This window comes from Arthrobacter sp. SAFR-044 (assembly GCF_051965175.1).
In the GTDB taxonomy this organism is placed as follows: Bacteria; Actinomycetota; Actinomycetes; order Actinomycetales; family Micrococcaceae; genus Arthrobacter.
In genome coordinates, this window is record NZ_JBQCMK010000023.1 from 1 (window position 1) to 14,840 (window position 14,840).

At 66.6% G+C, this 14,840-nt stretch carries 16 protein-coding genes and 1 pseudogene; 6 read left to right on the plus strand and 11 right to left on the minus strand.

Going from position 1 to position 14,840, the window contains the following annotated elements:
- Positions 1-183: 183 nt before the first annotated feature.
- Both ACTHQS_RS20755 and ACTHQS_RS20760 read left to right on the plus strand, forming a co-directional pair.
- Positions 184-1,413 carry a YihY/virulence factor BrkB family protein gene (locus ACTHQS_RS20755; protein WP_440172656.1) on the plus strand — a complete coding sequence of 410 codons (1,230 nt, stop codon included), beginning with the start codon at positions 184-186 and terminating at the stop codon, positions 1,411-1,413.
- Between the two features lie 384 nt (positions 1,414-1,797).
- Positions 1,798-2,055 (plus strand): hypothetical protein, encoded by a 258-nt coding sequence (locus ACTHQS_RS20760; RefSeq protein ID WP_440172658.1) that lies wholly within the window; start codon positions 1,798-1,800, stop codon positions 2,053-2,055.
- A 164-nt stretch (positions 2,056-2,219) separates the two neighbouring features.
- Here ACTHQS_RS20760 and ACTHQS_RS20765 read toward each other — a convergent pair whose 3' ends face one another.
- From ACTHQS_RS20765 to ACTHQS_RS20785, 5 genes are all read right to left on the minus strand, one after another.
- Complete coding sequence (locus ACTHQS_RS20765) at positions 2,220-3,017, minus strand: glycosyltransferase (RefSeq protein WP_440172660.1); 798 nt, start codon at positions 3,015-3,017, stop codon at positions 2,220-2,222.
- A complete protein-coding gene (locus tag ACTHQS_RS20770; RefSeq protein ID WP_440172662.1) occupies positions 3,014-4,390 on the minus strand; it encodes a PIG-L family deacetylase in 1,377 nt (458 codons plus the stop codon). The genes ACTHQS_RS20765 and ACTHQS_RS20770 overlap by 4 nt, the downstream gene beginning before the upstream one ends.
- On the minus strand, positions 4,384-5,451 hold the full coding sequence (locus ACTHQS_RS20775; protein WP_440172664.1) for a hypothetical protein: 1,068 nt from the start codon (positions 5,449-5,451) through the stop codon (positions 4,384-4,386). Before ACTHQS_RS20775 ends, ACTHQS_RS20770 begins: the two co-directional genes overlap by 7 nt.
- A 72-nt stretch (positions 5,452-5,523) precedes the next feature.
- On the minus strand, positions 5,524-6,216 hold the full coding sequence (locus tag ACTHQS_RS20780) for an O-methyltransferase (RefSeq protein ID WP_159630318.1): 693 nt from the start codon (positions 6,214-6,216) through the stop codon (positions 5,524-5,526).
- A gap of 59 nt (positions 6,217-6,275) precedes the next feature.
- The gene (locus ACTHQS_RS20785) at positions 6,276-6,599 is read right to left on the minus strand and encodes a thiamine-binding protein (RefSeq protein WP_440172666.1); all 324 of its coding nucleotides are present in this window, start codon (positions 6,597-6,599) and stop codon (positions 6,276-6,278) included.
- Positions 6,600-6,723: 124 nt separating this feature from the next.
- Here ACTHQS_RS20785 and ACTHQS_RS20790 point away from each other — a divergent pair, with 124 nt between their 5' ends.
- On the plus strand, positions 6,724-7,380 hold the full coding sequence (locus ACTHQS_RS20790) for a TetR/AcrR family transcriptional regulator (RefSeq protein WP_440172667.1): 657 nt from the start codon (positions 6,724-6,726) through the stop codon (positions 7,378-7,380).
- A gap of 210 nt (positions 7,381-7,590) precedes the next feature.
- Complete coding sequence (locus ACTHQS_RS20795; RefSeq protein ID WP_440172669.1) at positions 7,591-7,815, plus strand: hypothetical protein; 225 nt, start codon at positions 7,591-7,593, stop codon at positions 7,813-7,815.
- 89 nt (positions 7,816-7,904) lie between these two features.
- Here ACTHQS_RS20795 and ACTHQS_RS20800 read toward each other — a convergent pair whose 3' ends face one another.
- The 6 genes from ACTHQS_RS20800 to ACTHQS_RS20825 form a co-directional block, all read right to left on the minus strand.
- On the minus strand, positions 7,905-8,312 hold the full coding sequence (locus ACTHQS_RS20800) for a hypothetical protein (RefSeq protein ID WP_440172671.1): 408 nt from the start codon (positions 8,310-8,312) through the stop codon (positions 7,905-7,907).
- Positions 8,313-8,767: 455 nt separating this feature from the next.
- Positions 8,768-9,079, minus strand: coding sequence for an AzlD domain-containing protein (locus ACTHQS_RS20805; RefSeq protein ID WP_440172673.1), 312 nt, complete (start codon positions 9,077-9,079; stop codon positions 8,768-8,770).
- A complete protein-coding gene (locus tag ACTHQS_RS20810) occupies positions 9,076-9,813 on the minus strand; it encodes an AzlC family ABC transporter permease (RefSeq protein WP_440172675.1) in 738 nt (245 codons plus the stop codon). The genes ACTHQS_RS20805 and ACTHQS_RS20810 overlap by 4 nt, the downstream gene beginning before the upstream one ends.
- The gene (locus ACTHQS_RS20815; RefSeq protein WP_440172677.1) at positions 9,810-10,430 is read right to left on the minus strand and encodes a DoxX family protein; all 621 of its coding nucleotides are present in this window, start codon (positions 10,428-10,430) and stop codon (positions 9,810-9,812) included. Before ACTHQS_RS20815 ends, ACTHQS_RS20810 begins: the two co-directional genes overlap by 4 nt.
- Positions 10,431-10,515: 85 nt before the next feature.
- The gene (locus ACTHQS_RS20820) at positions 10,516-11,925 is read right to left on the minus strand and encodes a CoA transferase (protein ID WP_440172679.1); all 1,410 of its coding nucleotides are present in this window, start codon (positions 11,923-11,925) and stop codon (positions 10,516-10,518) included.
- A gap of 7 nt (positions 11,926-11,932) precedes the next feature.
- Complete coding sequence (locus tag ACTHQS_RS20825) at positions 11,933-12,832, minus strand: glycerophosphodiester phosphodiesterase (RefSeq protein ID WP_440172680.1); 900 nt, start codon at positions 12,830-12,832, stop codon at positions 11,933-11,935.
- Between the two features lie 133 nt (positions 12,833-12,965).
- Here ACTHQS_RS20825 and ACTHQS_RS20830 point away from each other — a divergent pair, with 133 nt between their 5' ends.
- Both ACTHQS_RS20830 and ACTHQS_RS20835 read left to right on the plus strand, forming a co-directional pair.
- Positions 12,966-14,243 carry a DUF445 domain-containing protein gene (locus ACTHQS_RS20830; RefSeq protein WP_440172682.1) on the plus strand — a complete coding sequence of 426 codons (1,278 nt, stop codon included), beginning with the start codon at positions 12,966-12,968 and terminating at the stop codon, positions 14,241-14,243.
- Positions 14,244-14,316: 73 nt separating this feature from the next.
- Positions 14,317-14,840: pseudogene (locus ACTHQS_RS20835) on the plus strand (HNH endonuclease signature motif containing protein); the annotation flags it as partial.

The following is a 14,840-nucleotide window of genomic DNA, read 5'->3' on the forward strand; positions in this document are numbered from 1 at the left end:
CAAAACCGAAGGCCAATACGCAGCCACCGACGTCAAAGACCGCGCAACAGACGCCAAAGACAACATCCAAAACACCTGATCAGCCCACAGCGGCACCGTAAGGCAACAGTTTGATCGGCAGGCCGGCACCGCCATCCGCGGGCCGGCCTGTCCGCTTGGCCCCCTGATTGAGAGGACTTCCCCATGGCCACTCACGACGATTCCGAGACCAGCACCGCCAAGGCGGGGCAGGCTCCGGATCCAAACGATTCAAGGAAACCTGCCAGCCCGAGGGACCTGGATAAACCTTCCTGGAAATACATCACCAAGAAGACGCTCCGGGAGTTCACCAAGGACCAATGCCCCGATCTGGCAGCGGCCCTGACGTATTACGCCGTTCTCTCGCTGTTCCCGGCACTGCTGGCACTGGTTTCGCTCCTTGGCCTCTTTGGGGATCCGCAGAAGACCACAAACGCCTTGCTGGAAATCGTGCGCGGATTCGCCCCGGCGGAGACGGTCAACACCATCAGCGGTCCGGTGTCGGAACTGACCAGCGCCCCGGCGGCCGGGTTCACCCTGGTGATCGGCCTTGTCACCGCGCTGTGGTCGGCGTCCGGATATGTCGGAGCCTTCGGGCGCGCCATGAACCGCATTTATGAGGTAGATGAGGGGCGCGCGTTCGTGAAGCTCCGCGGCACCATGCTTGGCGTCACGCTCCTGGCCGTGGTCATCGTGGCGCTGCTGGCCGGCATGCTGGTCCTCAGCGGCCCGGTTTCTGAGGCAGTGGGCGGGCTGATCGGCCTCAGCGGGCCCTTCCTCATGGTCTGGAACATTGCCAAGTGGCCGGTCATGATCGCGCTGATCATCGCCATCATTGCCGTGCTGTACTACGCAACCCCGAACGTCAAGCAGCCCAAGTTCCGGTGGATGAGCATGGGGTCCGGCATTGCCCTCTTTGTCTTCCTGATCGCCTCGCTGGGCTTCGGCTTCTATGTCGGCAACTTCGGCAACTACAACAAGACCTACGGTGCACTGGGCAGCGTGATCATCATGCTGCTGTGGCTGTGGATCCTGAACATGTCCCTTCTTTTCGGCGCTGAGTTCGACGCTGAGGTGGAGCGCGGCCGCGAACTCCAGGCCGGCATCAAGGCAGAGGAAACAATCCAGCTTCCGCCGCGCGACACGAAGAAGAGCGAGAAACTGCAGAAGCAGATCGAGGAGGACATCAAGCACGGCCGTGAACTGCGGGAGCAGTATGCCTCGGAGAACGGGCAGCACGATTCGGGCGATAACCCCGACGGGCAGCCTGCGGGGAATGAACAGAACGAACTCCGGCCAGGCGAGCGGCACCGCGACAGGGTCCGCGAGAAGGTGCAGCACCGGGCCGGCAACGGGGAGCCCGACGGCGGCGGCGAGCCAGGCGGGAGCGCTTAGGCAGGCAGGTTCAGCCGCTGCCCGGGGGGACTAGGCAGGACCTTCGAGATGGAGGAAAATTCATCTTGAAGGTCCTGTTTGTCTTCCTGGGTTGAAGTACACCCGGGGCAATACGGGGTCGGCGGTGAGATGGCCTCTTCTGAGACCGAGGCCAGTCCCCCCAGTCGCCGTCGGCCCCCCTCAAATCCCGCCCGGCACCCGGGCGCCACTTTTCGACGCGCCACGGTTCAGGGCGTGGCCAGGCAACGCGCAACCGGGCCGGGTCAAACTGGACAAGCACGGAGAACTGCAATAATTTCTTGATTACCTCGCCGGGATCCCCCGGAAACCGGCAAGGCCGCTGAAGCAGACGGCGGAACTACTGTCGACCCTTTATGAGCGGACATGCCTGCTACCCATTTTGAACAGTTTCTCGCCGAAGCAGTTGTCGCGGACAGGGAGCCCGGGCTGGGCCTCAGGCGCGACGAGCTATACGGCCTCTACACAAGCTGGTGCCTCCTGCACAAGGCCGAACTCCAGCCGCCGGAAGCTCTTTGGGAGGCCCTGCAGGATGCCGGAATCAACCCGGACAGCAACAACCTCTCCATGACTGGGCCAACTGCGGCGGACTACATCGTTGCCAGCGCTCCGGACCTGGTCTGACACGAAGCGGAAGCGCCGGCCGAAGCCGGCGGCCGGGAAGGTCAGGGACGCTGTCGCGGGAGATTGAGTTCCCGGAACGAAGGGCTGCTGCCGCAGGGCAGCAGCCCTTTTCCATGCCCCGGCAGCTCTTGGGTCAGGTGCCGCTGCTGTGACTCCGCCGGGCCCTATGGCTGCGCCAGGGCCAGGAGATACGCGGCGAACCCGCGCGGCGCCCGTCCCGCCGTCCGTCCTGATGTGAGGACCCGCGTGGTGTCGGTGGCAACAATGCCCGCGCCACTGCTTCGAAGCCGGCGCACCAGCGCCTGGTCTTCATCGAAATCGACGCCGGGGAAGCCACCTGCAGCGAGGTAGGAAGAGGCACGGACTCCAAGGTTGGCACCGTACACATGGGAGTGGTCCTCGGTGCCGGCGTGCCGCGCATGCCAGCGGGCCAACAGCTCGAGGTGCATGCCGTGGGGGTCCGGCTGCACGGTGCCAAGGACAACATCGAAACCGAGTTCAGCGAGTTCCAGTTGCCGCACCAGCCAGTGTGAAGGCACGCAGGAATCGGCATCTGTGTTGGCCAGCCAGATTCCCCGCATGGAATGGCCCCCTCCCGCCCGGCCAGCCTGCGTACGCGTGGTTGAGTTCTCCAGCGCGGCCCTGACGCCGGCCTGCCGGCTTTTTCCCACGCTCCCGAAGCTGACGGGAAGGAGCAGGTACCGCGGATCCCCGGCAGCCACCCGCGCGGCAACCGCTGGGGACCGGTCCGTGCAGCCGTCCAGGACAACCACCACCTGCACGGCAACCTCCGGCAGTTCCGCTTCGACCCGGTCAGCCGCGCAGCTGACCGCAGTGAGCGCCCGTTCCAGGTGCTGCTCCTCGTTGTGGGCCGGAACGACGACCGCAACATGCTGGATGCCGTTGGCGCTTTGGACGGACGGCGGCCTTGAAGCATCGTCCCCCGGACCGGCCGGCATCATCCCGTCGCCCCGCGCGGAGCAACCAGGACTTCCAGCAGGAAGTCGCGTTCCTGGTAAAGCCCGGCCGTCCGCCATCCCAGCCTTTGCCTGGCCAGCGTGTGGACGGTGTCCCCATCGAGCTCCCAGCCGGTGATGGGATGCCGCCAGTGGCACAGGAGAAGGGTTCCGCCGGGTTCCAGGGTGGCCTCCACGCGGTCCCACAGCTGGGCCAGCTCTTCAGGGGCAAGGTAGTAACCCACTTCGGAAACCACTACCAGGTCGAATGTTCCTCCGGGCCAGGATCCGGGCAGGACCCGCTGCTCCACCTGGACCCCGGGTATGCCTTCCAGCCGTTGGCCGGCCCTGCGCACTGCGGTCCCGCTGGCGTCCACCGCCAGCAGCTTCCGGCACCGGGTAGCCAAATCCGCCGTCAACGTGCCGATGGAACAACCTACTTCCAGGCCGCGCTCATACGATTCCGCCGGCAGGGCTGCTAGGGTGAGCGCGCGTTTGCGCCGCTCGTACCAGCTTGTGCCGTAGTTCCAGGGATCCTCCGAACCGCCATGGACGCCGTCGAAGACCAGTTCGGCGTCACTGCTGGAATGCGGCCGTCCGGACGAAGGGGGTGCGGGCGTCCAGGCGAAGACCTCGTAGCCACGCGAGAAGTGCTCCAGGAATGCCCCGCTGAGCAACGTTTCATCACCGGGAAGAGGCGACAGCGGCTGAACCTGGGTTGCGTGCTCCTCCATGGCATGCTTCTTGGCCGTGCGGGCGGGGTCGTCCAGATGGAAGCGGACCCATTGCTGCCAGTCCTGGTCCTGGGGCGTGGCCCAGTGCCAAAACCAGATGGAATACTCCAGGAGGGCGTGGCCGTCGCGCAGGGCCACTTCTGCCGCTGCCGCGCCAAGGGCATCGTGGTCGCCGTGGCCGTCGGCACGGTACGGCGCCACCAGGACCAGCCGGTCCGGGGCGCCGGCCAGCCGCTGTGCAGCGTCCCGGACAGCAGTGGCGATCGCTTCGGCATGGCCGCCCAGTCCACGGTCCGGCAAGCCGAGGAACGTCCAGCGGTCCGCCAGGCCCAGGGCGGCCAGGGCCGCGGAAAACTCGGCAAGCCGGACCGCGGCCAGCTGCCCGGGAGTGGTGGTGGGCGAATCCGGGTGCGACCCCTCCCCCGCGGTGCACAGCAGGACTTCCACCTCGGCTCCCAGGGCCACGAGCGAGGCCATGAGCCCCCCAGCGCCAAGTGTTTCATCGTCAGGATGGGCCGCCAGGACCACGAAGCGCATGCCCGCCAGTTCGGCCGCGTCGAGCGGCAGCTCCGGCACAGCAGCCAATCCGCTCCGGGCCCACGCTTCCTCGGCGGTCCCCTGGTCTGTATGCGAAAAGGTCACCACGGGCAGTCCCCCTTGAGCGCCAGCCGGCCCAGTTGGGCATCATCACGTACCCCATGATGCTGCCGGACATACAGCGCCAGGTCCGCCATCCTTTTGGCATACGGTTCATCAAAGGCGAGTGGCCCGGGCCCCCGGTGGGAGCCCACCAGGTGAAGGACACGTTCGACGGCGGCCGCAACGGTTCCGCGCACGCGCTGGGCCTCGCTCCAGGTGCTTTGGTTCCCGTCGGCACCGAGGGTGCCGTCGTCGATTCGGGCTGCCGTCCGGGCAAGGTACTGCAGGGCGGCGGCGAGGATCCGGTCCACCTCGCCCAATGCCGCGAGCGCCAGCTGGTCCGGCTCCCGCCCGTTATCCGCACCTGCCAGCAGGCCGGCACGGAAATCCCGTGCCACCCCCACTGCTCCGCCCAGCCAGCAGGCGGCGACGCCCATCCCGCCCCATGCAAAGCCGGGCCGGCTGTGGTACCAGCCGGTATCGCCAACCGGCGTCGCCGGGACCTGGTCGAAGCGCACGCTTCCGCTGGGGATCTCCCGGAGCCCGCGCGCAATCCACTCCGGTTCCTCACATGCCACGCCCGGGTGGCGAAGACTGACGGCAAAAGCCGCCCTGCCGCCGTCGTCCGTATGCGCGGTGATGACGGCGCAGTCCAGCTGGCTGGCAAGTGAACACCAAGGCTTGGTTCCGGTGAGCACAATGCCGGTACTTCCAGAGCGCGCCTCCAGCCTGGCGTTGGGTGCCTCTGCGGCGAACACGCCCCACGCAGCTTGTGCGGCACCATCGGGTGTGGGGTGGACGGCCGGAAACGCTTGGGCGGCCTGGGCAAGGATAGCGACGGCGTCGAGGTGCGGCTCGAGCACCCTGGCGGCGGCAACATCAGCGGCGGCCACAGACGCCAGGAGCTCCCACAACTCTGCAGTGCGTCCTTCACCAGGCCGTGGCCACGACCGTCCGGCGTCGACCGCGAGGGCCAGCAGGGCCGGCACATCGCCCACGGCACCGGCGAATGACTCCAGGAGGGAACCCCATGGGGAGAGCTCAGCGGGGGCGGAACTGAGGAGCACAGGAGTAAGTGGCGCTTGCAAATACGTCCTCCAGGAGAGATGTCCGGCGGGCACCGGACGCATCTCCACAGCTTACTTACTGTTTTGCGGGAGGATGCGCGCCAGGGCGAACCCGTCCCAGCCTTTGGAGCCGACGGTCTGGATCACGGTGGCGTCCAGCCGGGGGTGGTCGCCCAGCAGCTTGAGTGCATCGATGATCCCCGGCGCGTTGACGGGGTCCATGTCCGGGTCCAGCACCGCGCCTTCCCAGATGGTGTTGTCCAGGACCACCGCGGCACCGGGCCTGCCAAGCCTGACGGCCCAGTCCAGGTAGCGGCTGTTGTTCTGCTTATCGGCGTCGATGAAGATGAAGTCGAACGGCTCCCGTTCCTCTTCCTCGAGGGCCGCCAAGGTCTCCAGCGCAGGGCCCAGCCGGATCTCCACCCTTTCCCCCAGGCCGGCCGCATCAATATTGGCCCACGCCACTTCCGCATGCTGGGGCAGGTACTCGCAGGTGACCAGGGTGCCGTTAGGGGGCAGGCCGCGGCCCATCCAGATGGTGCTGTATCCAGCGAGCGTCCCTATCTCCAGGATGCGCCTGGCACCGGACAGCTGGACCAGGAGCTTCAGGAGCTTTCCCGCGTTCGGCGCCACCTCGATGGCGGGCATCCCGGCCTCCGCCGCGGCGTGGATGGCCTGTTGGACGGCACTGTCCGGATGCACCACGGTTTCCGACAGGAACTCCTCGGTGGCAATCCATTCCGGCCGGGGTTTGTGCTCGAACATTGCCACAGTTTGGCACGCGGCGTGCCGGGGGTCCAGATGATATGGCCCCCGAACGACGCTTAGGGTTCCTGTGCCAACGCGTTCTCCAGGCGGTCTACCTTGGCGGTCAGCTCGCCGCGGTACCCCGGCCTGATGTCTGCTTTGATCACCAATGAAACACGGCTGCCATAGCGGCCCACGGCTTCGGTGGCGCGCTTTACGACGTCGAACACCTCGTCCCATTCGCCTTCAATCGTGGTGAACATGGAATCCGTTTGGTTGGGCAGCCCGGACTCCCGGACGATCTTCACTGCGGCCGCAACGGCGTCGTGCACTGACGCATCGTGGGGCCTGGAACCTTCGCTGGGAACGCCTGACGGAGCAACAGAAAATGCAAGCAACATGCTCCCCAGTCTCCCACGCGTCGTAGGACAGCAGCGTGCCCGGACGCCCGGCCGGGGCCGTCACATAAGGGCCTACCCCGCAGTAACCGTGTTGGCCGCAGGCTCCGTTGCTACCCTTTTGGGCATGAGCCTCGCAGTTGCCCGAAAACCCCTCCGCGCAGACGCAGCGCGGAACGTGGACAAGATCATCACAGCTGCGCGCAAGTGCTTCCGGGAGTTCGGACCGGAGGTACCGCTCCAGATCATCGCAACCACCGCCGGAGTAGGCCCGGCAACCCTCTTCCGCAACTTTGCCGACAAAGAAGAACTGGTGCTTGCTGCACTCAACCGGCAGCTCCGGCTGACAGTTGACCCTGTCATGGACGGCGCCCTTGCCGATATCGACGCCGCCGCAGGCCTGTTGCGCGTCCTCGAAGCCCTGATGGGGGCCGCGAGCGACGACGCCAACCTGCTGTGCGCGGTGGCCGGCCGGCGCGAACTCCTCACCGGAATCACCGGTTCCCTGATGGAATCCATGAGCATCCTGCTGGCGCGCGGCCAAGGCCAGGGAAGCCTGCGCACTGACATTTCCATGACGGACATGTTCCGGCTGCTGGCCATGCTGATCGGCGTGGTGGACACCATGGAACCCGGTTCTGATGCGTGGCGCCGCCCGCTGGCGCTGGTGGAGGATGCTATCCGCACGGTCCGCCCGTCGCGCCCGCTCCCCGTGTTCGTGCCGGTGCCGCCGGCCCCGGGCATCACCACAGTGCCCGGCCGGCCCGGAGCACTGCCGGAGTAAGCCGTGCCGCGGCCGGCTGCCGCAATTCGTTGACGGTAGTTCGATGGCGGCAATTTCCTGGTGGCAGATGCCTTGTGGGCCAACTCCATTGTTACCAGTAAGTACGTGCAATACACTCTGAATTGGGGTTAGGCAGTCAGCCTCGGCACTTCCACGTTGGAGCTACCCCATGCCCTTCGCGCCTGTCCCCCACACAACGGCAGCACTGCAATGAACCACTCAAAGCTTCTCCACTACCTGACCGATCCCCGCGGGCCGGAGGAAGTCCTGCCTACACTGCCCGCCGGCGAGCTGGTCGAGTTGCTTGACGCCCTGTACCAGAACCTGGATACCCCTGAACCCGAGTTTGGCGCGCAGGTCTGGTACGAGATGGGCGTGGAGGAAACGTGCCGCAGGTCCGTGTCACCTGACGGCGCTGCCCACGGCGTAGCTTAAACCACCGCTTGTTCCAGGGGTCCGGCGGCCGAAAGTCTGTGGCGGCCGCCGCAGGCAGGGGGCTAACCGGCCAGGGACTCCACTGCTGATCAGGGCTTGTCCGCGCCCTTATCGCCGGTGCGGCTGTCCTGCTCCTGGCCGGTCTGTTCCTGGTCTGGCGTCTCATGACCGGACGGCGCATGGGCCGGGTGCTCATGTCCTTCGTGTCCGTGTCCCACGTAGCCGTGTCCGGGATGTTCATGGAACTCGTTGGGAACGTGGTCCTTCGCTTCCATCAGGTGTTGTTGGAGTTTTTCTTCCGCGTCCCGGCGCCTCCTGGCGGTATCGCGCAGCTCGCGGGTTGACTCCGAACCGCGCGGGTCAAGATAGGCGGCCCGTGACTTTGCGGACTGTTCCCCGGCCGGCACCCCGGTGCCGTGTTCTCCCCTGGCGTCCTTGCCGGTCTCATCGGTGCCGTGGCCGTCCTGCGGCTCAACAGGCCGTGACTCGTCGTCCATCTCGATTCCTCCTTTGGTGGCCGCCTGGGTGTGGGCTGCCTCTCTTCCAGTCCATCACAGATGGCACCCGGAATGGTGGGCCGCTACGAGCTGCCTGTGTCCGCCCGCTTGCAGATCTCCCGGCGCACCAAGGCTTGAAGGGCAGGCACGGACGACGTCGGATCCAGGTCGAGTGCATCCCGAAGTCTTTGGGAGAGAAGTTCCAGGTCCTCTTCCGGGACGTCCGAAAGTCCGGAAAAGCGCTTGAAGAAGCGTTTGGCAGGAAGGCCTGCCCGCCGTCGGGCGTTCTTATGGCGAAGCCTGCCCGCTAAGCCGCCCGCAGGGTGCAGCTGATTTTCCATGGTTGCCGTTCAATAGGAAATTCCATGGCCAACTGCATAAGCCGATCCCATAGTACAGCCGGTACACGCCCAATAAAGTGACCTGGATCACCACTTTGACCATCAATTAGGGGATCAATTCCAGCCCAAGATCCTCAACAGTGCCGCCGTGCCGGCTCCGGCGACCACCACCACAAGGAACGGTGCCCGGAGTACCAGGGCGATCGCGGCGGCGGCCAGCGCTCCCAGCCTGGCGTCTGCGGCGAGAGCCTGGCCCGACACCACCGCATTCACCACTGTGAGCGAGGCCAGCAGGCCGATGGTCATGGTTCCCGCGACGCGTGATGCTCGCGGGTCCTCGAGGAACTTGGCGGGAACAAAGTAGCCCACCAGCTTCCAGGCATAGGCAAGCGCGCAGGCAATAAGCAGCCAGATCCACAGATTCATGCCCCTGCCTCCGGGTCCGTGCCTCGCCTAATGCCATAGGGCTCGACGTCGGGTTCGAGGCCTTCGTCGCGGCGGCCGTGGCTGAACCACCCCACCAGCGCGGCCACGACGGCGGCCACCAGGATGGGCACGCCGGGAGGAACGAAGGGAACAGCAACTACAGTAGCCACGGCACACACCACCGCGATGGCGATGGGCTCCCGCCCCTTGAGCCGGGGCCAGAGCAGCGCCAGGAACGCGGCGACGGCGGCCCCGTCAAGCCCCCACTGTTTTGGGTCACCCAAGCCGCTGCCGGCGAGCGCACCCACAGCCGTGAAGAGGTTCCAGAGCACGTAGACACCAATTCCGGCAGTCCAAAAACCGCGCCGCTGTTCGGCCGGGTCCGTCTGGCCCGTGCTGGTGGCGGTGGATTCGTCAATGGTGAGTTGCGCGCCGACGTACTTGCGCCAGCCGGTGGGCCGGAGCAGCGCGTTCAGTTGCATGCCGTAGATGCCGTTGCGCATGCCCAGGAGCGTGGCGGCGCTCATGGCCGCGAGGCCTGAACCTCCGCCTGCCACCACCCCGATGAACGCGAACTGCGAGCCGCCGCTGAAAAGGAGCAGGCTCAACGCCATGGTCTGCCAGAAGTCCAGCCCGGACGTCACCGCGAGCGCCCCGAATGACACGCCGTAAAGGCCGGTGGCAATACTGATGGAGATACCCACCCTGACCGCCGGCGATGCCAGCAGCTTCACCCCCGGCCTCCGTGCTTTCGGCCAGCCGCCGCCGGATGCCGCAAGCTCCAGGCCCACAGGATCAGCGGCGCCTGGAGCGGAAGCCGCACGGCATGGATCTTCCGCCGGCGGGGAGTGCCCTCCGGTCCGTACGCCCCCACGAGGGCATCGACGTGCCCGGCCAGGAACGCGGTGAACATCGCCGTGATGGCAGTGGCCGTCAGCTTTCGAGTGGGCGGGAGGAGAATTCCGACGGCGGCTGCGAGCTCCAGCAGGCCGCTGACGGCGATCCACTCGTCCCGGGACAGGACGGCCCACGGATGCTGGGTTGCGGCGCCTGTGGTCGTGCGGCTTTGGGTCGCGCTGCTTTGGGTCGCGCTGTTTTGGCTCGCACTGTTTTCGGCGGTGCCTTCTTGGGTGGCGCCGCTTGGAGTGGCGCCCGGTGCCTGATCCTGCCGGCACAGATATTCCGGAACGACGTCGCGGTAGAAGGCGGGATCCCTGAAATGCTTGCCGGCGCTGGCCAGCAGGAGGGCTCCCATGGCAGCCGCGGACAGGTGCTGCAGGGCCGGTGCGTGAATGCATGGGGACAGAGCGGACAGGCCCTTAGTTGCGGGGCCGGACCTGGGAAAAGACATGGAACCACTCAATCACAGCCAAAGCGCCGCCCAGAAACCAGGACTTGGGCAAGCTGAGCCCGCACCCCGGCGGCGCCGCACGGCTTCACAGCCAGGCGGGCTGCGCAGTTCCATACGGTGGCGGCGGGGATTGATAATCCAGCGACTGCCCCGCGTCGAGCAGGGGCGGCCCAACATAGCGCAAGTCCCCGTAACTGCTGGCCATGAACCGGTCTTGAGGCGCAGGGAGTTCCACAGGACTTGCCGCGCCGGCCGGGATCTCCGTGCTGGCCGGGTTCTGCATGCTGCCGAGGTTCTGCATGCTGACCGGGTTCTGCATGCTGCCCAGGGAAAACAGCTCCTCCGCCGTTCGGGCCAAGGAAAGGTGCGCGGTACCGCCCGCGCCCGTCTGGCGACGGCCGGCCAGCAGACGAACGGCAGCCGCGGCCACGCCGTAACCGGTGGCGTGGTCCAGCGCCTGGACCGGAAGGGCACCCGGGTGCCACCCGCCGTCGTCATTCTCTGTTCCGTAAAGATGCGCGATCCCGCTGGCGGCCTGGACAATGCTGTCGAAGCCGCGCAGGCCGCTCCACGGCCCACTGCTTCCCCAGCTGTCCAGGCTGACCACCACCAGTCCCGGATGTGCTGCCAGCAGTGCCGGCGGGTTGAGCCCAAAACGGTCCAGGGCACCGTGCCGGTAGCCAATCACCACAACGTCTGCGCGGGCGAGGAGTCGCTGGAGGTGCTGCTGGTTTTCCGCGAGCCCCAGGTCGAGTGCTGCGCTGCGCTTGCCAAAGGCCGTGTCCACGAACTGGTCTTCGATTTCGGGAAAGGCGGGCGGGTCGATCCGCAGGACGTCTGCTCCGAGGGTGGCCAGCAGCCGGGTGGCGACCGGCCCTGCGATCACCCGCGTCAGGTCCAGGACCCGTATTCCGGCCAGGGGCTGGCCGTCGGCACCTTGCCGGTTGCTGGTGCCAGTGCCTGTTGCCGCCCCAACATCCCCCAGCCCGAAGCCACTGGTTGTGCCGTCGGCGTGCTCCACAGCGACCCAAGGTCCTGACCCGGCCGCCCGGCCCATGTCCGTTGCAAGCCACTCGTTGCGCGTCCGGACAGCTGCGGCAATCCCGCCGTGCCCCTGGATGACGGCCTCGGCTTCCAGCGCGGCCATGGAGCGAAGTTCCCGTTCCACCCCTTCCGCGGAGGTGGCATCCAGGGCCTTGAGGAGCCGCTGCTCGTGGTGCGGGTAGTTTGCGTGCAGCCGGACCCAGCCGTCGGAGGTCTTCCGGAAGCCGGAAAGTGGCGCGAAGCCCTGCGGCTTGCGCCCCGCGATCCGCAGGTGCCCGAAGGAATCGAACGCGGCTGCCGTGAGCACCGGGGCGGTGCTGAACCGGCCAGGCGTCCCCGCGTACAGGTTCAGGGCCTCCGCCGCAGCCTCCACGGACTGCAGCGCCAGGCCTTCGACGTCGAGCGGTCCGGTCCACCACCGGGGCCCGGAGTACGCGCTGAGGGCGCCCATGCCCGCGCTACTTTCCCTGCGGCGCGGCCACGCGCAACTGGTCAAGGACACGGGCCGGCACGTTGGTGGTGATCTCCTGGATGCCCAACTCCTGGCAGAGGGCCACGTCCTCCGGTGAGTCCACGGTCCAGACCCTGAAGCGGCGGCCGGAGTCCAGCCAGCGCCGGACGGTGGCGGGACGCTCACGCACGTAATCGATGCCGGGTCCGGCCATCCCCACTTCCTGGTCGTCCAGGATCCGTTCGCCTTCCAGCTGGGTGGCCTTCATCAGGTTGGCGATGGCGCCGCCGGTAATTGGCCCCACCCCCAGCCCGCCACGGATCTCATGGATGGTGAGGTCGTCCACGAGCTGGCAGATGTACTGCGGCGGGACGGAGAGGAGCAGGTGCCGGACCGAATCGGGACTGAAACTCATGAAGGTCACAGCCACTTTGTCCAGTGTGGAGCTCTGCGGGTCCCAGCCCTCGCTGCGGAGCACCTCCAGGACCCTGTCCTCCAGCTTGAGCTGGTAGGGGCTTGGGTGCTTGAGCTCGATGGCGAGTTTCACGGGGCGGCCCGCCCCGCGGAGGATGTCCAGCAGCTCCGGGAGGGTCAGGAGTTGTTCGGACCGCGCTCCGTAGGTTTCGGGAATGCGGACGCCTTTCCAGGACGAGAAGTCCAGCTGGCGCAGCTCGTCCAGGCTCCGTTCCGCCACCGGCCCCGTTCCGTCCGAGGTCCGGTCCAGGTTGGCGTCGTGGAGCAGGACCAGGTGCTGGTCCCGGGTCAGGTGGACGTCGCATTCAACTCCGTCGGCGCCGTCAGCCAGGGCCTGCAGGTAGGCGGCGCGGGTGTGTTCGGCATATGCTCCGCTGGAACCGCGGTGGGCAAAGACCAGCGGCCGCTGCGGCACTGACTCGTCAATTGTCATGGACACACGGTAGCCGACCGGCCCGCGCCTTCGGGGCTAGGCTTGGCTCATGCAGGTGAACTCTGAGGCAACTACCGGGCCAACCACGCAGGAAGCACCCGCGGAGGCAGCGCGGGAGGTGCCGCCGGGAAGGATGGCGGCAGGCGCCGTCGTAAGCCGCCAGCTTGGTGCCGGCGACGCCGAGAAGGCGGCAGCGCTGCGGAAAATGAAGCTGCTGGCACTGAGCCTGCTGATCGCCATGGCCGTGATCTTTGTCTTCGCGTTCGCGCTGCAGAAGGACTACCCGTGGCTGCAGTACGTGCGTGCGGCTGCCGAGGGCGGCATGGTGGGCGCGCTGGCCGACTGGTTCGCCGTGACGGCCCTGTTCAAGTACCCCATGGGCATCAAGATTCCGCACACCGCCATCATTCCGCGCCGGAAGGACCAGATTGGCGCCTCCCTGGGTGAGTTCGTGGAAACCAACTTCCTCTCCGAACAGGTGGTCCAGGACAAGCTGGCCAGCGTCAACATCGCCCGCCGGGCCGGGGAATGGCTGGCTGCGCCCGGCGGCGCGGACCGGGTGGCAAAGGAAGGGGCTGCGGTGATCCGCGGCGCCTTCAAGGTTTTGAACGACGACGACGTCCAGGCCGTCATCGAAGGCATGGTCCGCAAGCACTTGCTCACTCCGCCGTGGGGGCCGCCGGTGGGCAGGCTCGCGGAGCGGATCTTCCACGACGGGCACCATCGCACGCTGGTGGACCTGCTGGTGGACCGGGCGGCGGACTGGGTGGATGACAACCACGAGACCGTCACCCGCCTGGTATCCGACCGCTCCCCCACTTGGGTTCCGCAGTTCGTGGACGGGCTGGTGGGCGACAAGGTCTACCTCGAGATCCTCAAGTTCGTGCGGGCCGTGCAGGCCGATCCCCGGCACCAGGTGCGCCAGTCCATCGACACCTACCTCAGCGACCTCGCACAGGACCTGCAGCATGATCCGGCGATGATTGCACGCGCAGAGGACATCAAGGCGCAGGTCCTGGGTGATCCCGAGGTGCGCGAGCTCGCGTCCCGGACCTGGGGCACCGTGAAGAATGCGCTGCTTGGTGCCGTGGACGATCCGGACAGCGAGCTCACCATCAAGTTCAAGGCCGCGGTGCGCGATTTTGGGTCGCGGCTGGTAGACGATCCGGAACTGGCCGGGAAGGTCAACACCTGGATCGGCGACGCCGCGGGATACCTGGTCCGGACCTACCGTTCAGACATCGCCGGCGTCATCACGGACACGGTTGCGCGCTGGGATGCCGAGGAGACCTCGCAGAAAATCGAGCTCCAAGTAGGGAAGGACCTGCAGTTCATCCGCATCAACGGCACCGTGGTGGGATCCCTGGCCGGGTTGGTGATTTTCACGGTGGCGCAGCTGATTTTTGGGTGACTTTCGCACGGGGCGGCCTGGCGGTTAGGCAGGGGCGGCTTCAAATGTCAGTGCCTCGATGGATGATGTCGGTATGGGAATCATCCAGGACAGGGCGGCAGTATCGGAAGGTATTGGTGCCTCTGTTGCTGCCCTTGATGCGCTGGCTCTTGAGGACGCTTCCCTGGCTTCCGGGGCTCATGTTCACACCGACAGGGATGTGTTGCAGCGGCGGTACGAGATCCGGTTGGAACGGCTGGAACTTCGGTCCCGCCTCACGGCGCGGCTCAGCGCAGATCAGGCGCGGGACGCCGCCGACGCCATGGAGTTCCAGCAGGCCATGACCCCGCCGAATGCCTCGATCCAGGACCGCACCTACGCGGGGATATCCGTTGTCGAGGAGATCGCGGGGATCCTGACCATCAGTTCCGCCGCAGCAGGCGCGTTCGTGGACCAGTCCCGCCGGATCTGTTCCCTGCCGCCCGTGGTCGAGGCCCTGTCCGCGGGCACGGTGTCGTGGCAGCACGCGAAGATCATTGCCGACGAAACCGAAGGCCTCGATGCCGCCGGTGCCGCCGGTGCCGCCGGGTTGGTGGCGCACTTCTTCGACCCCGACGC